Origin of the sequence: Streptomyces sp. CA-146814 (assembly GCF_050942385.1) — a bacterium.
Taxonomy (GTDB): Bacteria; Actinomycetota; Actinomycetes; order Streptomycetales; family Streptomycetaceae; genus Streptomyces.
The window spans coordinates 888,052-914,560 of sequence record NZ_CP192068.1; the positions used below are offsets into that span (position 1 = coordinate 888,052).

Annotated in this window: 22 protein-coding genes and 2 pseudogenes; 7 read left to right on the top strand and 17 right to left on the bottom strand. The window is 71.2% G+C overall.

All coding sequences use genetic code 11. From position 1 onward, the window contains the following. The 4 genes from ruvX to ACQP09_RS03850 are packed head-to-tail and all read right to left on the bottom strand — an operon-like array spanning position 1 to position 3,965. Positions 1–474, bottom strand: a complete 474-nt coding sequence (ruvX, locus tag ACQP09_RS03835) for a Holliday junction resolvase RuvX (RefSeq protein WP_433395993.1) — start codon at positions 472–474, stop codon at positions 1–3. A gap of 8 nt (positions 475–482) precedes the next feature. Further along, positions 483–3,152 (bottom strand): alanine--tRNA ligase, encoded by a 2,670-nt coding sequence (alaS, locus tag ACQP09_RS03840; RefSeq protein ID WP_433395995.1) that lies wholly within the window; start codon positions 3,150–3,152, stop codon positions 483–485. Continuing rightward, positions 3,152–3,496: a DUF6167 family protein gene (locus ACQP09_RS03845; RefSeq protein ID WP_433395997.1), complete on the bottom strand. Its 345-nt coding sequence runs from the start codon at positions 3,494–3,496 to the stop codon at positions 3,152–3,154. The genes alaS and ACQP09_RS03845 overlap by 1 nt, the downstream gene beginning before the upstream one ends. Positions 3,497–3,503: 7 nt before the next feature. Continuing rightward, entirely contained in the window at positions 3,504–3,965 is a 462-nt protein-coding gene (locus ACQP09_RS03850; RefSeq protein WP_390031348.1) for a DUF948 domain-containing protein, read from the bottom strand. A 255-nt stretch (positions 3,966–4,220) separates the two neighbouring features. Between ACQP09_RS03850 and ACQP09_RS03855 the strand changes: the two genes are divergently transcribed. Next, positions 4,221–6,449, top strand: a complete 2,229-nt coding sequence (locus tag ACQP09_RS03855; protein ID WP_433395999.1) for an ATP-binding protein — start codon at positions 4,221–4,223, stop codon at positions 6,447–6,449. A gap of 17 nt (positions 6,450–6,466) precedes the next feature. Here the strand turns inward: ACQP09_RS03855 and rpsD are convergent, their stop codons facing one another. Further along, positions 6,467–7,081, bottom strand: coding sequence for a 30S ribosomal protein S4 (rpsD, locus tag ACQP09_RS03860; RefSeq protein ID WP_015607373.1), 615 nt, complete (start codon positions 7,079–7,081; stop codon positions 6,467–6,469). A gap of 191 nt (positions 7,082–7,272) precedes the next feature. Here rpsD and ACQP09_RS03865 point away from each other — a divergent pair, with 191 nt between their 5' ends. Then, positions 7,273–7,974 carry a DUF2470 domain-containing protein gene (locus ACQP09_RS03865; RefSeq protein WP_433396001.1) on the top strand — a complete coding sequence of 234 codons (702 nt, stop codon included), beginning with the start codon at positions 7,273–7,275 and terminating at the stop codon, positions 7,972–7,974. Positions 7,975–8,029: 55 nt separating this feature from the next. Here the strand turns inward: ACQP09_RS03865 and ACQP09_RS03870 are convergent, their stop codons facing one another. Both ACQP09_RS03870 and ACQP09_RS03875 read right to left on the bottom strand, forming a co-directional pair. Next, entirely contained in the window at positions 8,030–9,397 is a 1,368-nt protein-coding gene (locus ACQP09_RS03870) for a replication-associated recombination protein A (RefSeq protein ID WP_433396003.1), read from the bottom strand. A gap of 58 nt (positions 9,398–9,455) precedes the next feature. Beyond that, entirely contained in the window at positions 9,456–10,094 is a 639-nt protein-coding gene (locus ACQP09_RS03875) for a vitamin K epoxide reductase family protein (RefSeq protein ID WP_433396005.1), read from the bottom strand. Between the two features lie 268 nt (positions 10,095–10,362). Between ACQP09_RS03875 and ACQP09_RS03880 the strand changes: the two genes are divergently transcribed. The 3 genes and pseudogenes from ACQP09_RS03880 to ACQP09_RS03890 form a co-directional block, all read left to right on the top strand. Then, positions 10,363–11,622, top strand: coding sequence for a sensor histidine kinase (locus tag ACQP09_RS03880; protein WP_433396007.1), 1,260 nt, complete (start codon positions 10,363–10,365; stop codon positions 11,620–11,622). Then, a complete protein-coding gene (locus ACQP09_RS03885) occupies positions 11,619–12,173 on the top strand; it encodes a response regulator (protein ID WP_433396009.1) in 555 nt (184 codons plus the stop codon). The genes ACQP09_RS03880 and ACQP09_RS03885 overlap by 4 nt, the downstream gene beginning before the upstream one ends. A 71-nt stretch (positions 12,174–12,244) precedes the next feature. Beyond that, positions 12,245–12,400, top strand: a pseudogene (locus ACQP09_RS03890) (response regulator transcription factor); the annotation flags it as partial. Between the two features lie 55 nt (positions 12,401–12,455). Here the strand turns inward: ACQP09_RS03890 and hisS are convergent. Further along, positions 12,456–13,718, bottom strand: a complete 1,263-nt coding sequence (hisS, locus tag ACQP09_RS03895; RefSeq protein WP_433396011.1) for a histidine--tRNA ligase — start codon at positions 13,716–13,718, stop codon at positions 12,456–12,458. A gap of 21 nt (positions 13,719–13,739) precedes the next feature. Then, positions 13,740–14,429, bottom strand: a complete 690-nt coding sequence (locus tag ACQP09_RS03900) for an MBL fold metallo-hydrolase (protein WP_433396013.1) — start codon at positions 14,427–14,429, stop codon at positions 13,740–13,742. Between the two features lie 168 nt (positions 14,430–14,597). On the opposite strand from ACQP09_RS03900, the gene ACQP09_RS03905 reads away from it, so the two are divergent. Together ACQP09_RS03905 and ACQP09_RS03910 are read left to right on the top strand one after the other, a co-directional pair. Beyond that, positions 14,598–15,392 (top strand): peptidylprolyl isomerase, encoded by a 795-nt coding sequence (locus ACQP09_RS03905; RefSeq protein WP_433396015.1) that lies wholly within the window; start codon positions 14,598–14,600, stop codon positions 15,390–15,392. 202 nt (positions 15,393–15,594) lie between these two features. Beyond that, complete coding sequence (locus ACQP09_RS03910; protein WP_433396017.1) at positions 15,595–16,824, top strand: DUF349 domain-containing protein; 1,230 nt, start codon at positions 15,595–15,597, stop codon at positions 16,822–16,824. Between the two features lie 85 nt (positions 16,825–16,909). Here ACQP09_RS03910 and ACQP09_RS03915 read toward each other — a convergent pair whose 3' ends face one another. The 8 genes and pseudogenes from ACQP09_RS03915 to ruvC all read right to left on the bottom strand — a co-directional run. After that, entirely contained in the window at positions 16,910–19,498 is a 2,589-nt protein-coding gene (locus ACQP09_RS03915) for a RelA/SpoT family protein (RefSeq protein ID WP_433406481.1), read from the bottom strand. 196 nt (positions 19,499–19,694) lie between these two features. Beyond that, positions 19,695–20,246, bottom strand: a complete 552-nt coding sequence (locus ACQP09_RS03920) for an adenine phosphoribosyltransferase (protein WP_432147839.1) — start codon at positions 20,244–20,246, stop codon at positions 19,695–19,697. After that, the gene (gene secF, locus ACQP09_RS03925) at positions 20,246–21,334 is read right to left on the bottom strand and encodes a protein translocase subunit SecF (RefSeq protein WP_317822612.1); all 1,089 of its coding nucleotides are present in this window, start codon (positions 21,332–21,334) and stop codon (positions 20,246–20,248) included. Before secF ends, ACQP09_RS03920 begins: the two co-directional genes overlap by 1 nt. Position 21,335: 1 nt before the next feature. Then, the gene (secD, locus tag ACQP09_RS03930; protein WP_433396020.1) at positions 21,336–23,111 is read right to left on the bottom strand and encodes a protein translocase subunit SecD; all 1,776 of its coding nucleotides are present in this window, start codon (positions 23,109–23,111) and stop codon (positions 21,336–21,338) included. A 150-nt stretch (positions 23,112–23,261) separates the two neighbouring features. Beyond that, positions 23,262–23,756 (bottom strand): preprotein translocase subunit YajC, encoded by a 495-nt coding sequence (yajC, locus tag ACQP09_RS03935; protein ID WP_433396022.1) that lies wholly within the window; start codon positions 23,754–23,756, stop codon positions 23,262–23,264. A 166-nt stretch (positions 23,757–23,922) separates the two neighbouring features. Further along, positions 23,923–25,008, bottom strand: a complete 1,086-nt coding sequence (gene ruvB / locus ACQP09_RS03940; RefSeq protein ID WP_432147835.1) for a Holliday junction branch migration DNA helicase RuvB — start codon at positions 25,006–25,008, stop codon at positions 23,923–23,925. Between the two features lie 30 nt (positions 25,009–25,038). Continuing rightward, positions 25,039–25,665, bottom strand: coding sequence for a Holliday junction branch migration protein RuvA (ruvA, locus tag ACQP09_RS03945; RefSeq protein WP_433396024.1), 627 nt, complete (start codon positions 25,663–25,665; stop codon positions 25,039–25,041). Positions 25,666–25,781: 116 nt separating this feature from the next. Continuing rightward, positions 25,782–26,384: pseudogene (ruvC, locus tag ACQP09_RS03950) on the bottom strand (crossover junction endodeoxyribonuclease RuvC); the annotation flags it as partial. Positions 26,385–26,509 lie beyond the last annotated feature (125 nt).

Sequence of the window (26,509 nt, forward strand, 5' to 3'; positions counted from 1 at the left end):
TCAGACAACCACTTCGACGCCCTCTCCCGGGGGATTACCTGACGCCCGTTCGGACTCCAGAGCGTTCTGAAGGATCACCACAGCGGCAGCCTGGTCGATGACAGACCGGCCCTTCTTGGACTTCACGCCCGAGGCGCGCAGCCCCTGAGTGGCCGTCACTGTGGTCATCCTCTCGTCCACCAGCCGCACCGGAACGGGGGCGATCGAACGGGCGACCACCTGGGCGAAGTCGCGGACCTTGGCTGCCGCGGGGCCCTCGCCGCCGCCGAGGGAGCGGGGCAGGCCGAGGATGACCTCGATCGGCTCGTACTCCTCGACGATGGCCACCAGCCGCCGGTGGGCGGCCGGGACATCGCGTCCCGGCACGGTCTCCACCGGCGTGGCCAGGATCCCGTCGGGGTCGCACGAGGCGACCCCGATCCGGGCGTCCCCGACGTCGACGGCGAGCCGTCGTCCGCGGCGCATCTGTGTCATCCCGTCCGTCACGCGGTCTCGGTGACGAGGCGTTCGACAGCGGCGACGGCGTCGCCGATGGCGGCCGGGTTCGTGCCGCCGCCCTGGGCGACGTCCGGCTTGCCGCCGCCACCGCCGCCGAGCGTCTTGGCGGCCGTACGGACGAGGTCACCGGCCTTGAGGCCGCGTTCGCGGGCGGCCTCGTTGGTGGCGATGACGGTGAGCGGGCGGCCGTTGGCCGTGGTGAACAGGGCCACGACGGCCGGGCGGCCGCCCTGGATGCGGCCGCGCACGTCCAGGACCAGCTTGCGCAGGTCGTCGGCGGAGGTGCCGTCGGGCACCTGGCCGGTGACCAGGGCCACGCCGCGTACGTCCTTGGCGGAGTCGACCAGTCCGGCGGCGGCCGCGAGGACCTTCTCCGCGCGGAACTTCTCGATCTCCTTCTCGGCGTCCTTCAGCTTGCCGAGCATGCCCGCGATCTTCTCCGGGAGCTCCTCGGGACGGCCCTTGACCAGCTCCTGGAGCTGGGCGACGACCGTGTGCTCCCGGGCGAGGAAGTTGTACGCGTCCACGCCGACGAGGGCCTCGATACGGCGCACGCCGGAGCCGATGGACGACTCGCCGAGCAGCTTGACCAGGCCGAGCTGGGCGGTGTTGTGGACGTGGGTGCCGCCGCACAGCTCCTTGGAGAAGTCGCCGATGGTGACGACCCGGACCCGCTCGCCGTACTTCTCGCCGAACTCGGCGATGGCGCCCTGCTTCTTGGCCTCGTCGATCGACATGACCTCGGCCTGGACGTCGAGTTCGCGCGACAGGACCTCGTTGATCTTCTGCTCGACGTCGGTGAGGACCGTGCCGGGTACGGCGGCGGGCGAACCGAAGTCGAAGCGGAAGCGGCCCGGGGAGTTCTCGGAGCCGGCCTGGGCGGCGGTCGGGCCGAGTGCGTCGCGCAGCGCCTGGTGGGTGAGGTGCGTGGCGCTGTGGGCGCGGGCGATGGCCCGGCGGCGGGTGGAGTCGATGGAGGCGAAGACCGGGGCCCCGACCGTCACCTCGCCGACCTGGACGACACCCTTGTGGACGTGGACGCCGGGGACCGGCTTCTGGACGTCGCGGATCTCGATGACGGCGCCGGTGTCGAGCCGGATGCGGCCGGTGTCGGCGAGCTGGCCGCCGCCCTCGGCGTAGAACGGGGTGCGGTCGAGGACGACCTCGACCTCGTCGCCCTCGGTGGCGGCGGGCGAGGGCACGCCGTCGACCAGCAGGCCGACGATGGTGGACTCGCCGGCGGTGGCGGTGTAGCCGGTGAACTCCGTGGCGCCGGAGGTGTCCGCGACCTCGCGGTAGGCGGAGAGGTCGGCGTGACCGGTCTTCTTGGCGCGGGCGTCGGCCTTGGCCTTGTCGCGCTGCTCCTGCATGAGGCGGCGGAAGCCGTCCTCGTCCACCGAGAGGCCCTGCTCGGCGGCCATCTCCAGGGTCAGGTCGATCGGGAAGCCCCAGGTGTCGTGGAGCAGGAACGCCTTGTCACCGGCGATGACCTGGCCGCCGGCGGCCTTGGTCTCGGTGACGGCGGTCTCCAGGATGTTGGTGCCGCCCTTGAGGGCCTTGAGGAAGGCGGCCTCCTCGGCGAGCGCGACCGTCTCGATGCGCTTGCGGTCGGTGACCAGCTCGGGGTACTGGAGCCCCATCGTGTTGATCACGACGTCCACCAGCTCGTTGACGACCGAGCCGGTGGCGCCCATCAGCCGCATGTTGCGGATGGCGCGGCGCATGATGCGGCGCAGCACATAGCCGCGGCCCTCGTTGCCGGGGGTGACGCCGTCGCCGATGAGCATCACCGACGTACGGATGTGGTCGGCGACGACGCGGAGCGAGACGTCCGTGCCGTTCTCCGCGCCGTACCGGACGCCGGTCAGCTCGGTGGCCTTGTCCATGACGACGCGCAGGGTGTCGGTCTCGTACATGTTCTGTACGCCCTGGAGGATCATCGCGAGGCGTTCCAGGCCGAGACCGGTGTCGATGTTCTTCGACGGCAGGTCCCCGAGGATCGGGAAGTCCTCCTTGCCGTCGCCGGCGCCGCGCTCGTACTGCATGAAGACCAGGTTCCAGATCTCCACGTACCGCTCGTCGTTGACGGCCGGGCCGCCCTCGACACCGAACTCGGGGCCGCGGTCGTAGTTGATCTCGGAGCACGGGCCGCAGGGTCCGGGGACGCCCATGGACCAGAAGTTGTCCTTCTTGCCCAGGCGCTGGATGCGCTCGGCGGGGACGCCGATCTTGTCGCGCCAGATGGCCTCGGCCTCGTCGTCGTCGAGATAGACGGTGATCCAGAGCTTCTCGGGCTCCAGGCCGAAGCCGCCGTCCTCGACGGAGTTGGTCAGCGCCTCCCAGGCGAGCTGGATGGCGCCTTCCTTGAAGTAGTCGCCGAAGGAGAAGTTCCCGCACATCTGGAAGAAGGTGCCGTGGCGGGTGGTCTTGCCGACCTCTTCGATGTCCGGCGTACGCACGCACTTCTGCACGCTGGTGACGCGCGGGGCGGGCGGCTTGACCTCGCCGAGGAAGTACGGCTTGAAGGGGACCATGCCTGCGGGGACCAGCAGCAGAGTCGGATCGTCCGCGATGAGCGACGCCGAAGGCACGACGGTGTGGCCGCGCTCCTCGAAGAAGCTCAGCCAGCGGCGGCGAATTTCAGCCGACTCCATTAGTGGTCCTCATTCCGGTTGTTCGAGTTGTAGGGGAGCTTGCGGTACGTGTTCGGGTGGGCGGGATCGGCCGCCTCGACGGCGTGGTGCCGCTGTACGGGGAGGTCGGGGTCGACCGGTGCCTCCAGGCCCAGCGCGCCGCCCAGTTCGGCTTCGCGCCGGACCATGTTGTCGCGGACGTCGAGGGCGAAGTCCTTGAGCTTGTGGCCGGTCTCGATCGCCTTGTCCGCGGCCTGTGCGGCCAGGCTCTCGGGCGTCAGCTGCTTGATCTTGCGGTTGACCTTGGTGGTGGCCCACACACCGGCGGCTGCGCCGGCGGTGAACCAGAACGTGCGGCGGAACATCGCTGGATCAGTCCTTCTGTCCGCGGGGGTTTCGGCGTTCGCGCTTGCGTCCGCGCGCCGAGGGGACGGTCCGGCCGACGATCACCGTGCGGCGGACGGAGGAGCGGCCACGCGCCGGTTCCGGTTCGGGCTCGGGGGCGGTGCGGCGGCCCAGCGCCTGCCGGACGCCGTAGCCGAAGGCGGCCACCTTGACGAGAGGGCCGCCGAAGGTGGAGGCGACGGTGGTGGAGAGCGCGGAGGCGTTGGAGGTGACCTCCTGGACGTCGCTCGCGATGGCGTCGACCTTGTCCAGCTGGGTCTGCGCGGAACGGACCGTCGCCGAGGCGTCGGCCAGCAGCGGAACGGCCTGTTCGGTCACGTCCGCCACCAGCTTGGTGGTCGCCTTGAGCGTCTGGGCCAGCCTCACCAGCACCACGGCGAGGAACGAGACCAGGATCGCCCAGAAGACGGCCACGAGGATCCCGGCCACCTCTCCACCGGACACAGTGCACCGCTTCCTGTTCGTCGCTTGTCTGCTTGTCGCTCGGCCCCCGCGGGGGCTCGTCTCCGCCGGTGCGGCCGGCTCCCGCCCGCACGCCCGATCGTCGTCCCACGAGCCTATCGCGCCCCGCATCTCCTCCCCTACCGCATTCCCGGCGGGCCCCGGCGCATTCTCCGTGGGCGGGACCATAGTTCGACGGCGCGATTGTACGGAGAGCATGCGGGCCAGTACCCTGCGTGTTTCATGCGACGCCTGCAGCACCCTGCCATGAACCCGGATGATCCGGACTCCCCTTCCCCGGCCCCCACTTCCTCGGCCCCCACCGGCAATGTCCCGGCGGAGCTGAACCGGTTCGTGGGCCGCGAGGAGGAACTGGCGGCGCTGGGCGGGCTGCTGGAGGAGTCCCGGCTGGTCACTGTCGCCGGAGTGGCGGGCGTGGGCAAGACCCGGTGTGTCAGCAGGGTCGCCGCCCTGCTGGAGAAACGGTACTGCGACGGCGTCTGGCTCGCCGAACTGTCCCCCGTCCACGACTCCGGCCTGCTGGAACACGCCGTGGCCGATGCGCTGGGGCTGACCGACCACACCGGCCGTACGCCGCGCACGGTCCTCGTCGAACACCTCCGGGAGCGGCAGGCGCTGCTGGTGCTGGACGGCTTCGAGCACCTGGTGGACGCCTGCGCCGATCTCGTACGGGAGTTGCTGCGCCGGGCGCCGGGGCTCCGGGTGCTCGCGGCCGGGCGGCGGCCGCTCCTGGTGGACGGCGAAGTGACGTTCACCCTCGCGCCTATGTGCGACGAGGACGCGGTGGAGCTCTTCGCCGAGCGGGCCCGCTCGGTGCGGCCGGAGTGGGAGCCGACGGGCGCGGAGCGGGCGGCCGTGCTGGAGCTCTGCCACCGCCTCGACGGGATTCCGCTGGCGCTGGAGCTGGCCGCCGGGCGGCTGCGCGCGCTCTCGGTCGACCAGGTGCTGCTGCGCCTGGACGACCGGTTCCGGCTGCTGACCGGCGGCAGCCGTGGCGCTCCGCTCCGCCACCGGGCGCTGCGTACGGCGATCGGCTGGAGCCATGAGCTGTGCACGCCCGAGCAGCGGCTGCTGTGGGCGCGGCTCTCGGTCTTCGCCGGGCAGTTCGACCTGGAGGCCGCCGAGTACGTCTGCGGCGGCGCCGGTCTGCCGGCCGACTCGGTGCTCGATGTGCTGGAGGAGCTGCTGGCCCAGTCGGTGGTGGAGCGTGAGGACGGTGCGGCCGGCACGCGCTACCGGCTGCTGGAGTCGGTCCGTGAGTACGGCGCCGAGTGGCTGGCGGCGACCGGCGACACCCGGCGGATGCGGCGGCGCCACCGGGACTGGTTCCTGGGTCTGGCGACCTGGTGCGAGCTGGACTGGTTCTCGCCGCGCCAGGCGGAGGTGGCGGCCCGGATCGGCAGCGAGCTGCCGAACCTCCGGCGGGCGATGGAGTGCTCCATGGAGAGCCCCGACGAGGTCCATCTGGCACATCATCTGGCGGGTTCGCTCTGGTTCTACTGGGCCGGGTGCGGGCGGCTGTCGGAGGGGCGGTACTGGCTGGAGCACGTACTGGAGGAGCCGACCCCGTACGACGCCTCGCGGCTCAAGGTGCTGTGGGTGCTCGGGTATGTGGCGGTGCTCCAGGGCGACGCGGTGGGCGCGGTGTCGGCGCTCCAGGAGTGCCGGGAGGAGGCCGAGCGGTCCGGGGACGCCACGGCGGTGGCGTACGCGGTGCACCGCACCGGCTGTCTGGCGATCGTCACGGACGATCCGGCGCGCGCCGAGGAGCTGCTGCGGGACGCGCTCGGCCGCTATCGGGAGATCGGCGAGCTGAACAGCAATGTGGTGATGGCGCAGGTGGAGCTGGCCATGGCGGTGGCGTTCCAGGGGGATCTGGACGCGGCGGCGGACATCTGCGAGGAGGTCAGGGAGGTCTGCGAGGACCACGGGGAGCGGTGGGCGCTGGCGTACGCGCTCTATGTGCTGGCGTACGCGGCGCTGCGGCGGGGCCGGCCGGAGCGGGCGCGGCGGATGCTCGGGGAGTGCCTGACGATCGGCCGGACCTTCGACGACCTGCTGGCCACGGCGCTCTCGCTGGAGCTGCTGGCGCTGGTGACGGCGGTGGAGGGCGATGCCGGGGAGGCCGCGGTGCTGCAGGGGGCGGCGGAGCGGATCTGGCCGTCGGTGGGGCTGCCGCTGTTCGGCTCGGTGTATTTCGGGCGGCCGCGCGTGGAGTGCGAAGAGCAGGTGCGGCGGGAGCTGGGGGACGCGGCGTACGAGACGGGGCTGCGGGCCGGGCGGCGGCTGGACCGGGCGGCGGCGGTCGAGCGGGCGCTGAGTGGGGGCGGTGGCGGCGGTGGCCGGGAGCGCCGCGACACGCCCGGGGCGGACGGTGGTCCCGCTGCCGGGGGAACGCGAAGGCCCGCCGCCTCCCGGATGACCGGGAGGGGCGGGCCGGAGCGCTGGTGAGAGCGGCTACGCCTGGATCAGCGGGCGTAGTACTCGACGACGAGCTGCTCGTCGCAGATCACCGGGATCTCCTTGCGGTTCGGGTCCCGGTCCAGGCGGAAGGCCAGGGCCTTCAGGTTCACCTGGAGGTAGCGCGGGGTCTCACCGTCGGTGTCGTAACCACCCTCGCGGGCCACCTGGAAGGGGACCTTGGTGCGGCTGCGCTCGCGGACCTGGACGACGTCGTCGGGGCGCACGCGGAAGGACGGCTTGTCGACCTTGCCACCGTTGACCTCGATGTGGCCGTGGACGACCATCTGGCGGGCCTGGTAGATGGTGCGGGCGATGCCCGAACGCAGGACCAGGGCGTCGAGGCGGCGCTCGAGCTCGACGACCAGCGCCTCGCCCGTCTTGCCTTCGGCCTTCTTGGCGCGGTCGTAGGCGCGCGCCATCTGGCGCTCGCTGATGTCGTACTGCGCACGCAGGCGCTGCTTCTCCAGCAGACGGACCTTGTAGTCCGAGTTCTGCTTGCGGCCACGGCCGTGCTCGCCCGGCGGGTACGGACGCGCTTCGAAGTACTTGACAGCCTTGGGCGTCAGAGCGATGCCGAGGGCACGCGACTTCTTGACCTTGGGACGCGACTGGTTAGGCACGTTCTCCAGACCTCCGTTGTAGGTTAGGTTAGGCTTACCTTACTCAAGGAGATCGCATGTCTCGCCCTGGGAACACCACTCACGTCACGGACAGCACAGACAGCGGCAGCACCTCTTCAGAGGGTGCTGCTACGACGGAAGGCCGATCTGATCGTGGTCAGCCGCGTCCCAGCGGGCTTGATACCACTCGGATGCCGTCAGCAGCCGAGCGCACACGAACTCTCGTACAGAGTACCTGCTCCGCACTGCTGGTCGTACCGGGGCTCGATCTGGCCCGCGCCGAACCGCTGATCCCGGACAGCAGGAGCGTCGGTCCCGAGGGCGACCTGTTCCTCGCATTCCCCGCGGACTCCCCGGCGGTCCGGGCCGCGACGCACGCACAGGGCGACGAACTGACGGCCGTGCTGGAGATCACGGACGTCGCTCCGGTCTCCGTACCGCACCGCATCCGCGGCCGCGTCTGGGTCTCCGGCTGGCTCACCTCCGTACCCGGTCTCGCGGAGCCCGGCCGGATGATGCTGCGCCTGGAGTTCGGCGAGGCGTACGTGGACGACCTCTGGGGCGCCGAGGACATCGAGGCGGAGGACTTCCGGGACGCCTCCCCCGATCCGCTCGCCGGCCACGAGGCTGAGCTGCTCCAGCATCTGCACTCCGCCCACGACGAGCAGATGCGCACGCTGTGCGGGCTGCTCGGCGAGCGCACCGCGCGGGCCTGCTCCTCCCACCAGCCCACCGCCGTGCCCGTGGCGCTGGACCGCTTCGGGCTGCGGGTGCGCTTCGTGGAGGACAAGGGGTCGTGCTTCGACGCCCGCTTCGAGTTCCCGGAGCCGGTACGGGACGTCACCGAGCTGCGCCGGGCGATGCACACGCTCTTCGAGGCGGCCGCGTCCTGATACCGGCACCGCCGCCGTCGGGTCAGGACGGGTCCGCTCCGCCGGTACGCGTACGTCAGGACGGGTCCGCGCCTTGGGAGGTACGGCCCAGGCGCTCGCGGACCCGCTCGACCACGTCCGCGTACCTCGCCTCGGCGCCGTGCCGGGTAGGGGTGTAGTACTGCCGGTCGCGGACCGCGTCCGGGGCGTACTGCTGGGCGGCGATGCCGCCCTGGACGTCGTGCGGATAGACATAGCCCTGGGCGTGGCCGAGCTTGGCGGCGCCCTTGTAGTGACCGTCCCGCAGATGGGCCGGGACGGGGCCGGCCAGCCCCTTGCGTACGTCCTCCTGCGCGGCGGAGATCGCGAGTGTCGCCGCGTTGGACTTCGGCGCGAGCGCCAGGGCGATCGTGGCGTGGCTCAGGGTCAGCGCCGCCTCCGGGAAGCCGATCATCGCGACGGCCTGGGCGGCCGCCACGGCCGTCGGCAGCGCGGTGGGGTCGGCGAGGCCGATGTCCTCGCTGGCGGAGATCATCAACCGCCGGGCGATGAACCGGGGGTCCTCCCCCGCCTCGATCATCCGGGCCAGGTAGTGCAGGGCGGCGTCCACGTCGGAGCCGCGGATCGACTTGATGAGCGCGCTGGCCACGTCGTAGTGCTGGTCGCCGTCGCGGTCGTACTTCACGGCGGCCCGGTCGACGGTCGCCTCGACCGTCTCCAGCGTGATCTCCGCCTCGTGCGTGGCGAGCGCCGCACCGGCCGCCGCCTCCAGGGCGGTGAGCACCCGGCGCGCGTCGCCGCCCGCGATCCGCAGGAGATGCGCCTCCGCGTCCTCGGGCAGCGTGACGGCCCCGCCGAGCCCACGCTCGTCGGTCAGCGCCCGGCGCAGCAGATCGCGCAGGTCGTCGTCGGTAAGCGGCTCCAGGGTGAGGAGCAGGGAGCGCGAGAGCAGCGGCGAGATGATCGAGAAGTACGGATTCTCGGTGGTGGCGGCGATCAGCGTCACCCAGCGGTTCTCCACGGCGGGGAGCAGGGAGTCCTGCTGGGCCTTGGAGAAGCGGTGGATCTCGTCCAGGAAGAGGACGGTCTCCTTGCCGAAGCCACCGGTGGCTCGCCGCGCGCTCTCGATGACGGCCCGGACCTCCTTGACGCCCGCGGTGATCGCGGAGAGCTCCACGAAGCGCTTGTTGGTGGCCTTGCTGACCACGTACGCCAGGGTCGTCTTCCCGGTGCCGGGCGGACCCCACAGGATCACCGACGAGGCCCCGGCCGGACCGCCGCTCCCCTCGACGAGCCGGCGCAGCGGCGATCCCGGCTTGAGCAGATGCTGCTGGCCGACGACCTCGTCCAGGACGCGCGGACGCATCCGGACAGCGAGGGGGCTGCTGGACGGGTCCTTCTCCTGGCGGTCTTCGGCGGCTGCGGTAAAGAGGTCGGGCTCCACGTCATGAAGCCTATGCGACCCCACTGACCGTGCCGCAGGGCCGGTGGGCCGACCGGGCTCAGCTGGTCCAGAAGTCCCACCAGCGCGTCAGGATCAGCATCCCGATGATCCCGATCCACAGCACCGGCGGCACCCAGTGGAACTCGGTCAGCCCGTTCCGCAGCCACGCGGGCGCGGGAAGGATGCGGTGCTTGACGTTGTGCGTGGTCACGTAGCAGAACATGATGATCGTCGCGACCCAGGCCAGGCAGCACCACAGGCAGAGCGAGTTGATGTTGTACAGCGACTGGTACTGGAGCCAGGTGCAGAAGCCGACGCCGAACAGGGTGCCCGCGTTGAGCCCGAGCCAGAACCAGCTGCGGTAGCGCGCGCCGGCGAGCAGGCCGATCCCGATGGCGATGACCATGCCGTACGTGACCAAGCCGAGCATCGGGTTGGGGAACCCGAACGCCGCGGCCTGCTCGCTCTTCATGATGTTGCCGCACGCGACGACCGGGTTGAGGCTGCAGCCGGGCGTGAAGGAGGGGTCCTCCAGCAGCTTGAACTTGTCGATGGTGATGACCCAGGAGGCCAGCAGACCGGCCGCGCCGGTGATCACCAGAAGCAGGGCAAGTCCCCGTCCGGCCCCGAAGGTGCGCTTACCGCCGTCCTCGTCCAGGTGGGACGGGGAGTGGTGGTCTACCGCTGCAGTCGTCATATCGCCGTTCCATCACTGAGTGGTCAGCCGGGCACGGTCATTGTGCCGCACCCCTGGACGGGTCAGCCGTTCGGTGGACATAAAGGTGTACGGGAGGTGGGCGGGAAATCGCGGCCACCATTGGATGCTCGGGCCCATGACCAAACATGCGGTGGATGTACGTGAGGATGAATCGACCTCTGTGTGGTTGACGGCGGGGGAATCGGCCACGCGCGAGGCCCGCCCCTTCCCGCACCGCCCCTTCCCGCACCGGCCCGGGCGCCGGAGGATGGCCGCTGTGTCCGCCGACCTGTTACGCGAAGAGCCCACCGGTGCCTCCGGAGCGCGGGAGCCCGATGAGTGGGCCGACCCGCTGCGCCCCTGGGACGGCTACTTCGGCGCGGTCTGGGCGGTCACGGTCGTCCTGGTGCTCGGCGCGGCCGAGCCGTCCTGGCCGCTGAGGGTGGTGGCGGCCGCGCTCGTCGGGCTGACGCTGCCCTGGTACCTGTGGGCCGGACGTCCGGCGCTGCTCGACGACACGGCGGCCGGAGCGCGAGGCCGGCGCTACGTCCTCGGGGCCGTCCTGCTCTTCCTGCCCGCGGCGGTGCTGGTCGGCGAGACGCAGCTGGTGACCTTCGCGCTCGCCCCGCAGTGCTTCACACTGCTGCGGCTGAGCGCCGCACTGCGGGTGCTGGGTGTCCTGGGCGCGGTGCCGTACGTGGGGTGGGTGCTGGTGTGGCGCCCGGCGGCGGGTGAGGCGGGGTTCCGGCTGCTGTTGGCGGCGGCGACCTTCGCCTTCGCCGCGTTCCTGGGCCGCTGGACGATCCGGATCATCGGCCAGAGCCGGGAGAGGGCCGCGCTGATCGCCGAACTGGAGGCGGGCCGGGGAGAGATCGCCCGGCTGTCGGCGGCGCACGGCGCGCTGGCGGAGCGGGAGCGGATGTCGCGGGAGATCCACGACACGCTCGCCCAGGGGTTCACCAGCCTGCTCATGCTCTCCCAGGCCGTCGAGTCCGAGCTGGACGACGATCCGCCGCGCGCCCGGCGCCATGTGGCGCTGATGGTGCGGACCGCCCGGGAGAATCTCGCCGAGGCGCGGGCGCTGGTCGCCGGGGGCTCGCCCGCCGATCTGGCCGGCGCCTCGCTCGCCGACGCCCTGCGCCGGCTGACCGGGCGGCACTCCGCGCAGACCGGCGCCCCGGCCCGGCTGACGGTGACCGGCACCGCCCGGCCGCTGCCCACCGCGCATGAGGTGGTGGCCCTGCGCGCCTGCCAGGAGGCCCTCGCCAACACCCGTAAGCACGCGGGAGGCGCCGTACCGGTGACCGTCCTGCTGACGTACGCCTCCGACGCCCTGACCCTGTCCGTACGGGACGGGGGCCGCGGCTTCGACGCCCGGTCGCCGCACGAGGGGTACGGCCTCGCCGGGCTGCGGGCCAGGGCCGAGGAGGCGGGCGGCCGTGCGTGCGTCCGCAGCGCTCCCGGCTCGGGCACGACGGTGACCGTACGCCTCCCCACGAAGCCGCCGACGCCGAGGAGCCATCGATGATCCGTGTCCTGCTGGCCGACGACCACCCCGTCGTACGGGAAGGGCTGCGCGGGATGCTCGACACCGCTCCCGGTCTCCAGGTGGTCGGCGAGGCGTCGAGCGGTCCGCAGGCCGAGGCGCTCTGTGCCGACCTGCTGCCGGACATCGTGCTCATGGACCTGCGGATGCCGGGCGGCGGGGGCGTGGAGTCCATCCGCCGGATCCGGGCGGCGGGGCTGCCGTGCAAGGTGGTCGTGCTGACCACGTACGAGAGCGACAGCGACATCCTGCGGGCCGTGGAAGCGGGAGCGTCCGGCTATCTGCTCAAGGATCTGGGGCGGGCGGAGCTGGCGGAGGCGGTGCGGGCGGCGGCCCGGGGTGAGACGGTGCTGGCGCCATCGGTGGCGACCCGGCTCGTGGACCGGCTGCGGTCGGTGCCGGAGCTGCCCCGGCTCTCGGAGCGGGAGACGCAGGTGCTGCGGCCAGGGCCTCTCGTTTGGATCATGCCGGGCTCGCGGGGCCCGGCACGCACATCTGCGGCGTTGTCGTCGGTCGCCAATGCTCCGCAGTGACTCCTTCCTCCGCCTTGCAGCTGAACGCCCGGACCCCGCTCCCTGATCCAGCCTGATCCAAACGAAAGGCCCTGGTGGCGGAGGGGTGCACCAACGCGGAGATCGGGCGGCGGCTGTTCATCGGGGAGTCGACGGTGAAGACCCATCTGCTGCGGGCCTTCGGGAAGCTGGGCGTCAACGACCGGACGACTGCGGTGACGGGGGCGATGCGGCAGGGGCTGCTCTGAAACGGGCGGGGCGCGGACGGAAGGCTTCCGTCCGCGCCCCGTACGTCCGACCGGCTCAGCCCAGCCGCTTCTTCAGCTCCGCGACGACCTCGGCGAGCGGCACCGCGCTCTGCTCGCCGGACTCCATGTCCTTGAGCTGGACGGCTCCCTCGGCCAGGTCGCGTTCGCCGGCCACCAGGGTGTAGCGGGCGCCCGAGCGGTTGGCGCTCTTCATCGCGCCCTTCAGGCCGCGGCCGCCGAAGGCGAAGTCGGCGGCGATGCCCGCGCGGCGCAGTTTGGTGACGACGGAGAAGAGGGCCCGGCGGGCCTCCTCGCCGAGCGGGACCGCGTAGACGCTGGTGGTGACGGGCAGGTCCAGCTCGACGCCCTCGGCCTCCAGCGCGAGGACCGTGCGGTCCACGCCGAGGGCCCAGCCGACCGACGGCAGCGCGGGGCCGCCGATCATCTCGGAGAGACCGTCGTAGCGGCCGCCGCCGCCCACCGCGGACTGCGAGCCCAGGCCGTCGTGGACGAACTCGAAGGTGGTGCGGGTGTAGTAGTCGAGGCCGCGGACGAGCTTCTCGTCGTCCTCGTACGCGACTCCGGCCGCCGTCAGCAGCGCGCGGACCTCCTCGTGGTACGCCTTGCAGGCGTCGCAGAGGTGGTCGCGGAGCTTGGGCGCGTCGGTGAGCTGCTTCTGTACGTCGGGCCGCTTGTCGTCCAGGACGCGCAGCGGGTTGATCTCGATGCGGCGGCGGGTCTCCTCGTCGAGGTCGAGGTCGCGCAGGAAGGTCTGGAGCGCCTCGCGGTAGACGGGACGGCACTCCTTGTCGCCGAGCGAGTTCAGCAGGATGCGGAACTGGCGCAGGCCGAGCGAGCGGTACGCCTGGTCGGCCAGGATGATCAGCTCGGCGTCCAGGACCGGGTCCTCGGTGCCGATGGCCTCGGCGCCGACCTGCGAGAAGTGGCGGTAGCGGCCCTTCTGCGGACGCTCGTAGCGGTAGTACGAGCCGGAGTACCAGAGCTTGACCGGGAGGTTGCCGGCCTTGTGGAGGTTGGCCTCCAGGGCGGCGCGCAGGACGGACGCGGTGCCCTCGGGGCGCAGCGCCAGCTCGGCGCCGCCCTTGGTGGTGAGGGTGTACATCTCCTTGGTGACGATGTCGGTGGACTCACCGACACCGCGCGCGAAGAGCTCGACGTCCTCGAAGCCGGGCGTCTCGATGTAGCCGTAGCCGGAGTCGCGCAGCGGCGCAGCGATGGCCTCGCGCACCGCCAGGAACTTCGCGGAGTCCGGCGGGGTCAGGTCGTACGTGCCCTTGGGGGCCTGGAAGGTGCTCACGTAAGTTACGTCTCTCGTCTTCTACAGTCCTCGGCGCGGCGACGCGTCCAGACCGTTCAGGAACGGGTTGGTGGCGCGCTCGCGGCCGATGGTCGTCTGGGGGCCGTGGCCGGACAGCACCACGGTCGAGTCGTCGAGCGGCAGGCACACGCGGGCCAGCGACGTCAACAGCTCGGCGTGGTCGCCGCCGGGCAGGTCGGTACGTCCGACGGAGCCGGCGAAGAGCAGGTCGCCCGAGAAGAGGACCGGCGGGATGTCCGCGGCCTCGGGCATCCCGAACGTCACCGACCCCTTGGTATGGCCGGGCGCGTGCGAGACGCCGAGCTCCAGCCCGGCCAGGGTCAGCTTCGAGCCGTCGGTCAGCTCCTTGACGTCGTCCGGCTCGCCCACGGTCAGCTCGCCCATGAGCGGCATCCCGATGGAGCGGCCGAGCGCCTTCTCCGGGTCGCTCATCATGTAGCGGTCCTCGGGGTGGATCCAGGCGGGGACGTCATGGGCGCCGCAGACGGGGACGACCGAGGCGACATGGTCGATGTGGCCGTGGGTGAGCACGACGGCGACGGGCTTGAGCCGATGCTTCTTCAGCGCTTCCTCGACACCTTGGGCGGCCTGGTGGCCCGGGTCGATGATCACGCACTCCTCACCGGCGGCGGGGGCGACCAGATAGCAATTGGTCCCCCAGGCCCCGGCGGGGAACCCGGCAATGAGCACGATCGTCCTTAATGTTCGTCCGGAGGATGCGGTGGCGGCATGGGTCGCAGCAGTTCAGAGCCTACCGGCGCTCCTCATGACACAGGTAACCCATATACGGTACGGGCAGCCCAGCCCCGATTCCCACGACGTACCCCCGACGTCACGACGTAACAAGGAGCCCAACCGGTGTCCAGCAGCGAACAGCGGAGGCGGCAGCTCGCCCGGGAGAAGTTCGAGCGCCAGCAGAAGCGCCGGGAGGAAGCCCGTCGCCGGACGAGGCGCATCACCGCGATCGTCGCGGCGTCGGTGGCCGTGGCCGCCGTCGTCGGTGTGAGCGCGTTCGTCGTGGCGGGCAAGGACGACGGCAAGGACGACAAGAAGACGGACGCGGCCGCGAGCCAGAGCCCGGAGCCGACGCCCTCGGAGAGCGAGAGCAAGGCTCCCGAGCCGCCGATGGAGATCGACAAGAAGGCGACGTACACCATGTCGCTGGGGACGAGCCAGGGCGACATAGCGTTCGCCATCGACGCGGCGAAGACCCCGCGTACGGCGAACTCCTTCAAGGCGCTCGCCGACAAGGGCTACTTCGACGGGACCAAGTGCCACCGCCTCACCACCCAAGGCATCTTCGTCCTGCAGTGCGGTGACCCCAAGGGCGACGGCACCGGCGGCCCCGGCTACAACATCCCGGACGAGAACCTGACGGCGCTCGGCGAGGCCGGCGCCGACGGCACGGTGACGTTCCCGGCGGGCACGGTGGCGATGGCCAACACCGGCCAGCCGGGCTCCGGCGGCAGCCAGTTCTTCCTGGTCTACAAGGACACCAAGCTGACTCCGACCTACACCCCGTTCGGCAAGCTCGACAAGGCTTCGCTGAAGGCCGTGGAGAAGGTCGCCGCCGCGGGTGTCGAGGGCGGCGCGGGCGACGGTGCGCCGAAGAAGGCCGTGGAGATCGAGAAGGCGACCGTGGAGAAGAGCTGATCCGGCCGCACGGCCCCGGGGCGGCTCGCGCACCCGGGGCCGCCGGGCGGGAGCGGATAATTTCGGCCGCGCGGAGTGCGGACAGCCGGGTGGCCGGTCGCCTAGATTGGCGTTGTGCAGGGCGGGCGAGGCCCGCCCGAGGAAACTGTGGACGATGCCCGGGGGGCGAACCCCCTCGCAGGCATCAGGTGGAGGAGGCGCTGTGAGCAGCGACCCGTGGGGCCGCGTCGACGAGACGGGCACCGTGTACGTGCGTACAGCCGACGGCGAGCAGGTCGTCGGATCGTGGCAGGCCGGTTCGCCTGAGGAGGCTCTGGCCTATTTCGAGCGCAAGTACGACGGCATTGTGGTCGAGATCGGCCTCCTCGAACGGCGGGTGAAGACCACCGATCTGTCGGCGAAGGACGCGACGACCGCGATCGACCACCTGCGGCAGCAGGTGGACGAGCACCACGCGGTGGGCGACCTGGACGCGCTGCGCAAGCGGCTGGACGCGCTCGTGGCGACGGTCGAGGCACGGCGCGAGGAGCGCAAGGTCCTCAAGGCCAAGCAGACCGACGAGGCCAAGCACGCCAAGGAGGCGCTGGTCGCCGAGGCGGAGGAGCTGGCGCAGAGCGAGCAGTGGCGCTCCGCCGGTGAGCGGCTGCGGGCACTGGTGGACACCTGGAAGGGTCTCCCCCGCCTGGACCGCAAGTCGGACGACGAGCTGTGGCACCGCTTCTCGCACGCCCGCTCGGCGTTCTCCAAGCGGCGCAAGGCCCACTTCGCCGCGCTGGACGCCCAGCGCGAGGAGGCCCGCAAGGCCAAGGAGAAGCTGGTCACCGAGGCCGAGTCGCTCTCCGGTTCGACGGACTGGGTCGGCACGGCCGCGCGCTACCGCGACCTGATGACCGAGTGGAAGGCGGCGGGCCGCGCCCAGCGCGAGGCCGAGGACGACCTGTGGAACCGTTTCCGCGGTGCCCAGGACGTCTTCTTCGCCGCCCGCGGCGAGGTGTTCGCCGAGCGCGACGCCGAGCAGGGCGAGAACCTCAAGCTCAAGGAGGAGCTCGCCGCCGAGGCCGAGAAGCTGGTGCCGGTGAAGGACCTGAAGGCGGCCCGCGCCACCTTCCGGGGTATCAACGAGCGCTGGGAGGCCATCGGCCACGTACCGCGTGACGCACGGCCCAAGGTCGAGGGCCGGATGCAGGCGGTGGAGCGGGCGCTCCAGGAGTCCGAGGAGTCCGAGTGGCGCCGGACGAACCCGGAGGCGCGGGCCCGCGCCGCGGGTCTGACCGGTCAGCTCCAGGCGGCCGTGGACAAGCTGCGCGGCCAGATCGACACCGCGCGCGCCCAGGGCAACAACGCCCGCGCGGACAAGCTGGCCAAGGAGCTGGAGGGCCGGCAGGCGCTGCTGGACCAGGCGTTGAAGGGCCTGGAGGAGTTCGGCGGCTGAGGCCCCGTGGAGAGGCCCCGGTACGCGTCGCGTACCGGGGCCTCTCCGTTTGCCGCTGTTACGGCCTGCGGGCCGAGTGCTCTTCTTACGGCCTGCGCGCCGACGTGACCCGGTAGACGTCGTAGACGCCCTCCACGCCGCGTACCGCCTTCAGGACGTGGCCCAGGTGCTTCGGGTCGCCCATCTCGAAGGTGAAGCGGGAGGTGGCCACCCGGTCGCGGGAGGTCTGGACGGCCGCCGACAGGATGTTGACGTGCTGGTCGGAGAGGATCCGCGTGACGTCGGAGAGGAGCCGGGAGCGGTCCAGCGCCTCGACCTGGATGGCGACCAGGAAGACCGAGGACTGGGTGGGCGCCCACTCGACGTCGAGGATCCGCTCGGGCTGCTGTGAGAGGGACTCCACGTTGACGCAGTCGGCGCGGTGCACCGAGACGCCGCTGCCCCGGGTGACGAAGCCGATGATCGGGTCGCCGGGGACCGGCGTACAGCAGCGGGCGAGCTTGACCCAGACGTCCTCGACGCCCTTGACGACGACGCCGGGGTCCGCGTTGGCGCGGCGCTTGCTGCGGCCGCCGTGCGAGGGCGGGGTGGATTCGGCCAGGTCCTCGTTGGCCTCGTCATGGCCGCCGAGCGCCTGCACCAGCTTCTGGACGACGCCGGCCGCCGCGACATGGCCCTCGCCGATCGCCGCGTACAGCGAGGAGATGTCCGGATAGCGCATCTCGTGGGCGAGGGTGACCAGCGAGTCGCCGGTGAGGATGCGCTGGATCGGCAGGTTCTGCTTGCGCATGGCCCGCGCGATGGCGTCCTTGCCCTGCTCGATGGCCTCGTCGCGGCGCTCCTTGGAGAACCAGGCGCGGATCTTGTTGCGGGCGCGCGGCGACTTGACGAAGCCGAGCCAGTCCCGGGAGGGTCCGGCGCCGGCCGCCTTGGAGGTGAAGACCTCGACCAGGTCGCCGTTGTCGAGCGTCGATTCGAGCGGGACGAGCCGCCCGTTGACGCGTGCTCCTATGGTCCGGTGGCCGACCTCGGTGTGGACCGCGTACGCGAAGTCGACCGGCGTCGCACCGGCGGGCAGCGCTATCACGTCGCCCTTCGGCGTGAAGACGAAGACCTCGTTGCGCGAGAGGTCGAAGCGCAGGGACTCCAGGAACTCGCTGGGGTCCTCGGTCTCCTTCTGCCAGTCCAGGAGCTGGCGCAGCCACGCCATGTCGTTGACGGTGTCCTGGCCGCGTCCGGTGTTCTTGGGGACGTCGGTGCGGACCTTGGAGGCGCCCGCGACGGCCTCCTGCTTGTACTTCCAGTGGGCGGCGATGCCGTACTCGGCGCGGCGGTGCATGTCGAACGTACGGATCTGGAGCTCGACGGGCTTGCCGCTGGGACCGATCACCGTGGTGTGCAGCGACTGGTACATGTTGAACTTCGGCATCGCGATGTAGTCCTTGAACCGCCCGGGCACCGGGTTCCACCGGGCGTGGACGGTGCCGAGCGCCGCATAGCAGTCGCGGACGGTGTCCACGAGGACGCGGATGCCCACCAGGTCGTAGATCTCGGCGAAGTCGCGGCCTCGCACGATCATCTTCTGGTAGACGCTGTAGTAGTGCTTGGGGCGGCCGGTGACGGTGGCCTTGATGCGGGCGGCGCGCAGGTCGGCCTGGACCTCGTCGGTCACTATGGCGAGATACTCGTCGCGCTTGGGGGCCCGCTCGGCGACGAGGCGGACGATCTCGTCGTACATCTTCGGGTAGAGGATCGCGAAGGCGAGGTCCTCCAGCTCCCACTTGATGGTGTTCATGCCCAGCCGGTGTGCCAGCGGGGCGTAGATCTCCAGCGTCTCGCGGGCCTTCTTCTCCTGCTTCTCGCGCTTGAGGTAGCGCATGGTGCGCATGTTGTGCAGGCGGTCCGCGAGCTTGATGACCAGGACCCGGGGGTCCTTGGCCATGGCGACGACCATCTTGCGTACGGTCTCGGCCTGCGCGGCCTCGCCGAACTTGACCTTGTCCAGCTTGGTGACGCCGTCGACGAGGAGCGCGACCTGGTCGCCGAACTCGCGCTTGAGGGTGTCCAGGCCGTACTCGGTGTCCTCGACGGTGTCGTGGAGCAGCCCGGCCATCAGCGTGGCCGGATCCATACCCAGCTCGGCGAGGATCGTGGTGACGGCGAGAGGGTGCGTGATGTACGGGTCGCCGCTCTTGCGCTTCTGGCCGCGGTGCCAGCGCTCGGCCACCTGGTAGGCGCGCTCGATCTGGCGGAGGGTGGCCGTCTCGATCTTGGGGTCGTTGCCCCGGACCGTACGGAGGAGAGGCTCCAGGACCGGGTTGTACGGGCTGGAACGCTGTACGCCCAGGCGGGCGAGGCGGGCCCGGACCCGGTTGGAGGAGCCGCCGGAGCGGGGTGCGGATCCGGCCGGGACGGCGGGCTTCACGGGCGGCGGAGGCGTGGGGGCCGGGGGCTTCGGCTGCGGTGTGGCGGGGGCCTGTGCCTTGGTCCCGGAGGCGTTCGCGCTCGGCGGCGGGCTCGTCGGAGTGGCCGGATTCTTCGGCTGAGGCGGCTGGGGAGGCTGGGACGGCTGCGCGGCGGCCGGGGGGCGCTCGGAGGCCGGATCGGGCTCCGGGGGCGCGGGCTTCGGCGCGTTCGAGGGCGCGGCCTTCCCGGGCGTGGCGGGGGACGCCACGGGCTTGTCGGGCTGCGGGGCGGCGGCTGACTGGGCCTCGTCTGGCAAGAGCGCTCCTCGTGCGGATCCGGGGTACCCGGAGAGCCCATGGTAACGATCCCCCGGCGCGACCTCGCCCGGGGACGGTGAGAGCTTGGAGAACGAAGGGCGGGCACCCGGATGTTCCCGGGTGCCCGCCCTTTCCGTACGGAGGTTCTCAGACCGTGATCAGCGCTTCCAGCGGAGCGCCGCGCAGCCCCGGCTCCAGCCGGGCCCGGCCCGCGAGGAAGCCGAGCTCCATGAGGACCGAGACGCCCGCGACCTGGGCGCCGGCCCGCCGGATGAGCTCCAGCGAGGCCTCGGCGGTACCGCCGGTGGCCAGGACGTCGTCGATGACCATGATCCGGTCCTCGGCGGTGAGGTCCTCGGCGTGGATCTCGATCTCCGCGCTGCCGTACTCCAGCTCGTACGCCTGCGCGAGCGTGGCTCCGGGCAGCTTCCCGGCCTTGCGGACCGGTACGAAGCCGATGCCCGCCCGGACCGCGACGGGCGCGGCCAGGATGAAGCCGCGGGCCTCCAGGCCGACGATCTTCGTGGCGCCGTGCCGTACGCACAGCTCCGCGAGGGCGTCGGTGAGCGCCGTGAAGGCCACCGGGTCCGCCAGCAGCGGCGTGATGTCCTTGAACACCACGCCCGGCTTCGGATAGTCCGCGACATCGCGGATCCGGCTGAGCAGCAGCTCCCTGGTCGACTCGGCGGTGCTGGTCATCAGCGCTTCCCCGGCGTGCGGCCGTGCGAACGCGGGCGGCCGATGGCCGTGCCCGCGGTCGCGGCGTCCTCACGCGGCTCCTCGGGACCGTTGTCCTCCGGGGACTCGCCCCGGGCGGCCGCGGCCGCGCGCTTGGCGAGGACCCGCTTCTTCAGAGCCTTCATCTGCGGCTCGCGCTCCTTGAGGTCGGCGACGAGCGGCGTGGCGATGAAGATCGAGGAGTACGCACCGGCGGCGAGGCCGACGAAGAGCGACAGCGAGATGTCGTTCAGCATGCCGGCGCCGAGGACACCGCCACCGATGAACAGCAGGCCGGCCACCGGCAGCAGCGCCACCACGGTGGTGTTGATCGAGCGGACCAGCGTGCTGTTGATCGACCGGTTGGCGATCTCGCTGTACGTGAAGCGGGTCTGCTTGGTGATGTCCTTCTGGCCCTCCTTGAGGCTGTCGAAGACCACCACCGTGTCGTACAGGGAGTAACCGAGAATGGTCAGCAGACCGATCACCGTACCCGGCGTGACCTCGAAGCCGACCAGCGCGTAGACACCGACCGTGATGGTGATGTCGTGGATCAGCGCGATGAGGGCGGCGACGGCCATCCGCCACTCGAAGGCGATGGCCAGATAGACCACCACCAGGATCATGAAGACCCCGAGACCCGTCCATGCCTTGTTGGCGATCTGCTCACCCCAGCTGGGGCCGACCAGGTCCGCGTTGATCTCCTCGGCCGGGATACCGAGCTCGTCGGAGAGGGTCTCCTTGATCTCGTTGGCCTTGGCCGTGTCGACCTCGGTGATCTGGATACGGAGACCGCCGTTGCCGAGCTCCTGGACGATGGCCATGTGGCCCGAGGCCTCGGTCGCCACGTCCGTCGCCTGGGCCGTGGAGATCTTGGCCTTGGTGTCGGTCGTGAAGACCGCGCCGCCCTTGAACTCGATGCCCATGTTCAGGCCGCCGACCGCCACGGCGACGATGGCCGTGATGGTGATCAGTATCGAGACGCCGTACCAGATCTTGCGGTTGCGGATGAAGTCGTAACCGACCTCGCCTCGGTAGAGCCGGGCGCCGAGATTGCCGAGTCGCGACATCTCACGCCTCCTTCGGTTCGGTGGAAGCGCTGACACGGCGCGAGCGGCGCAGCGGCGGCTGGGCGCCGAGCCGCTTCGGGTCCAGACCGGACCAGGAACCGCCCTGGGAGAAGAACTTCGTCCGGCCCATCAGCGTCATCAGGGGCTTGGTGAAGAAGAACACCACGACGACGTCGAGCAGCGTGGTCAGGCCGAGCGTGAACGCGAAGCCCTGGACCTTGCCGACGGTGACGAGGAAGAGCACCGCGGCCGCCAGGAACGACACGAAGTCGGAGACCAGGATGGTGCGCCGGGCCCGGGGCCAGGCGCGCTCGATGGCCGGGCGCAGGGTGCGGCCCTCGCGGATCTCGTCTCTCACGCGTTCGAAGTACACGATGAAGGAGTCCGCGGTGATACCGATGGCGACGATGGCACCGCAGACCGCCGGGAGGTTCAGCGCGAAGCCGATGGCCGGGCCCAGCAAGGACATGATCGTGTACGTCAGGACACCGGAGACCAGCAGGCTGAGCAGGGCGATGAACGCCAGCCCGCGGTAGTAGGCGACCAGGTAGATCACGACCAGCGCCAGACCGATGGCACCGGCGATCAGGCCGCCCTTGAGCTGCTCGCTGCCGAGGGCGGCGGTCACGGTGGTGACGCTGACCTCCTCGAAGGTCAGCGGGAGCGCACCGTAGGACAGGATGTTGCCGAGGTCCTCGGCGGACTGCTGGGTGAAGCTGCCGGAGATCTGGGCGTTCTTGCTGAGCGCCGTGCGCACCGAGGGCGCGGAGACGACGTCGCCGTCGAGAACGATGGCGAACTGGTTCATCGGCGGCTGCTGCTGCGAGAGCCGGCTGGTGATCGTCTGGAACTTCTTGGCGCCGGCGGAGCTGAACTCCATCGACACGATCCACTCACCGGTCTGCTGGTCGATGGCGCCCTGGGCGTCGTCGACGTCGCCGCCGGAGACCTCGGCCGGGCCGAGGATGTACTTCTCGTAGCTGCCGGGCACGTTCGAGCCGCAGGCGACGATGGAGTCGGTGGGCAGGGCGTCCTTGCCCGCCGTCGCACGCTGCCCGGGGTCGGCGCAGTTGAGCTTGGCGAACTCCTCCTGGAGCTTGGCCGTCGCCGGGTCCGCGGAGGGCGAGGCCTCGGGAGAGTCGGACGGCTTGGGCTCGCCGGAGCCCGTGGGCGTCGGGGTGGGGGCCTTCTTCAGTCCCTCGCTGACCGCACGGCCCTGCGTGGTGGCGCTCGGGGAGGGGGTGGCCTCCTCGCCGGTGGCCTCCTCGCCCTGGTCCTTGTCGTCCGGCGTGGCGGACGCGCCGGGCTTCGGCGTGGCGCTGCCCGAAGGGGTCGGGGAGCCGGAGGGCGCGGGCTGCTCGGGGCCGCTCGCCGCCACCGTCAGAACGGGCCGGAAGTAGAGCTGGGCGGTCGTACCGACCTGCTCCCGGGCCTGCTCGGAGTTGGTCCCCTTGGGGATGTTGACGATGATGTTGTCGCTGCCCTGGGTCTGGACCTCTGCCTCGGAGACGCCCAGACCGTTGACACGCCGCTCGATGATCCCGACCGCGGTGTCCATGTTGGTCGGGTTGATCGCGTTCGGCTTGCCGGGCTGGTTCTTCGCCTTGAGCGTGATCGACGTCCCGCCGGCGAGGTCGATGCCCAGCCGCGGCGCGGTGTGCCCGGACAGGAACATCCCGCCGGTGAGCGCGACCATGGCGATGAGGATCAGAACCAGGGCACGCCCCGGCCTCCCCTGACCGCCGGACGGCCCTCGGCCCTTCTTGGGTGCTGCCACCTTCTCGTTTCTCCCTGTCCAACCGCCCCGCGCCGGGTACGCGCCCGAGCGGCCACGAAGTGTTGTGGGGACCCGCCCCCGCAGACGACCTGCACGGTCCCGGGGACGCCGCGCGCCGGTGGGCGCGCGACGTCCCCGGGATCGTGAGACTTACTTGGTGCCGGTCTCGCCGTCGGCCTTGCCCTCGCCCTTGGTGTCCTTGACGTCCTTGGCCGCGGCGTCCTCGGTCTCGGCGTCGTCGTCGGCCGCCTCGTCCTTGCCGAGGTCGATCTTGGCGACCTCGGCCTTGTCCGTGTCGGACTCACCGGTCAGCGAGGAGGCGTCGTCGGGAACGACCGTGCCGTCCGCGTCCAGCTCCTCGTCGTCACCGTGCACGATGCGGTTGTACTCCGCGTCGTCCAGGACGGCACCGATCGCGTTCTTCGCGTAGATGGCGTGGACGCCGGGGGCGACCTCGAGGAGCACGGTGTCGTCGTGGACTTCCTTGACGGTCGCGTACATGCCCCCGATCGTCCGGACGCCGGTGCCGGGCTGCATGTCGTTGCGCATCTGCGCGGCCGCCGCCTGCTTCTTCTTGGCGGAGCGGGTCATCAGGAACATGGCCCCGATGAGCACGATGAAGGGGAGGAGAGTAATGAGATCCACGGGACGGGGATTCCTTCGCACGACCGCGCTGGAATGCGGCCTGTATTTACGGGGGTGGGTACACCGACCTGTAAGGGCGGCATCGGCGGAGTCTAGATGAGTCCGCATCGATGGAACAACGCCCAGCATCGCACCCTGGTTCCGCTGTGGGTCAACCTGTGACGTATCACGCCCCGAACAGACCCTGTTGTCCCTTTGCTCCGTGGGACGGCGGAACGAGTCCCAGGTGGGCCCAGGCGGCCGGGGTGGCCACCCGGCCGCGCGGCGTCCTGGCCAGCAGTCCTTCCCGTACGAGGAAGGGCTCGGCGACCTCCTCGACGGTCTCGCGCTCCTCCCCCACGGCGACCGCGAGGGTGGACAGGCCGACCGGTCCGCCGCCGAAGAGCTTCAGCAGGGCGCCGAGGACCGCGCGGTCGAGCCGGTCGAGTCCGCGGGCGTCGACCTCGTACACCTTGAGGGCCGCGGCGGCGATCTCCCGGTCGATCGTGCCCTCGGCCTTGACCTGGGCGTAGTCGCGGACGCGGCGCAGCAGGCGGTTGGCGATGCGGGGCGTGCCGCGGGAGCGGCCGGCGATCTCGGCGGCGCCGTCCACGTCGATGCCGACGTCCAGGAGGCGGGCGGAGCGGTGGATGACGCGCTCCAGCTCGGTGGGGGCGTAGAACTCCATGTGGCCGGTGAAGCCGAAGCGGTCGCGCAGCGGCGGCGGCAGGAGGCCGGCCCGGGTGGTGGCGCCGACCAGGGTGAAGGGCGGCAGTTCGAGCGGGATCGCGGTGGCGCCGGGGCCCTTGCCGACGATGACGTCGACGCGGAAGTCCTCCATCGCCATGTAGAGCATCTCCTCGGCGGGCCGGGACATGCGGTGGATCTCGTCGAGGAAGAGGACCTCGCCCTCCTGGAGCGAGGAGAGGATCGCCGCGAGGTCGCCGGCGTGCTGGATGGCGGGGCCCGAGGTGATCCGGATCGGGGCGTTCATCTCCGCCGCGATGATCATCGAGAGCGTGGTCTTGCCGAGGCCGGGGGCGCCGGAGAGCAGGACGTGGTCGGCGGTGGCGCCGCGGGCGCGGGCCGCCTTGAGGACCAGGTCGAGCTGTTCGCGGACCTTCTCCTGGCCGACGAACTCCTCCAGGTCCTTGGGGCGCAGGGCCGCCTCGACCGCGGTGTCCTCACCGTCGGCGTCCGCGTCGACCAGCCGGTCGTCGAAGACGGGCCCGGTGGGCTCGTCGGTCTCGGGTCCGGTCTCGTCCCAGTTCATTCAGGGGCCTCTTCGGTGGTTCGGTGCCGGTCAGCGTGCGCGGTTGAGAGTCTGCAGGGCGGCCCGCAGCAGCTGCGGCACCGGGGGTGCGGTGCCTTCGGCGACGGCTGCCTCGGCCTGCGGGGCGACGGCGTTGACGGCCTCCTCGGCCTCGCGGCTCGCGTAGCCGAGGCCGATGAGTGCGGCCTGGAGCTGGTCGCGCCAGCCGGAGGTGACGGGCGTGCCGACGCCCTGCTGGCCGATGTGCGCGCCGACCGGTGCGCCGAGCCGGTCCTTGAGCTCCAGCAGCAGCTTCTGCGCGCCCTTCTTCCCGATGCCGGAGACGGCGGTCAGCGCCTTCTCGTCACCGGTGGAGACGGCCAAGCGCAGCGCGTCGGGGCTGTGGGTGGCCAGCATGGCCTGGGCGAGCCGGGGGCCGACGCCGCTGGCGGTCTGGAGCAGCTCGAAGACCTGCCGCTCGTCGTCGTCCGCGAAGCCGTACAGGGTGAGGGAGTCCTCCCGGACGACGAGCGAGGTGGCGAGCCTGGCCTCCTGGCCGATGCGTAGGCCGGCCAGGGTCTGCGGGGTGCACTGGAGGGCCATGCCGATGCCGCCGACCTCGATGACGGCCGTGGTCGGGGCGAGCGCGGCCACCGGGCCGGAGACGAAGGCGATCATGCGGTGGGGCCTTTCAGCGTGCGGGGGGTGCGGGACGCGTCAGAGGTACGGGGCGTGTCGGACGCGCCGGGCGCGGGGGCGGTGCCGGACGTGCGGGGCGCTCCGGTCGTGTCTGCCGTACGGGGCGTGCGGGATGCGCCGGGCGTACGGGAGATGCCGGGCGTACGGGAGATGCCGGGCGTGGCCTGCGTGCGGGAGGCGCTCGGGGCGCGGTGGGCCGCGACCGCCTGTTGCAGGCGGTTCTGTGCGGGTGCCCGCCAGATGTGGCAGATCGCGAGTGCCAGGGCGTCGGCGGCGTCGGCGGGCTTGGGGGGCGCGTCCAGCCTCAGCAGCCGGGTCACCATGGCTCCGACCTGCGCCTTCTCCGCGCGGCCCGATCCGGTGACGGCGGCCTTGACCTCGCTGGGCGTGTGCAGGGCGACCGGGATGCCTCGGCGGGCGGCGCAGAGCATGGCCACCGCGCTGGCCTGGGCCGTGCCCATCACCGTACGGACGTTGTGCTGGGCGAAGACCCGCTCCACCGCCACGTAACCCGGGGAGTGCTCGTCGAGCCAGGCCTCTATGCCGCGCTCGATGGCGACGAGCCGGTCGCCGAGCTCCGCGTCGGCCGGGGTGCGCACGACGCCGACGCCGAGCATGGTCAGCGGGCGGCCCGCGACCCCTTCGACCACGCCGACACCGCACCGGGTCAGCCCGGGGTCGACACCCAGAACCCGCATGGAGCCCCCTTGTCCTCGGCGCTCACCACGCCCACTCGTTCATCTGTTCCCGCAGGCTATCGGCTCGCACTGACAAATCGTCGGAACCGAACCGCCTGGACCGACAAGACGACGGGCCGACGGGG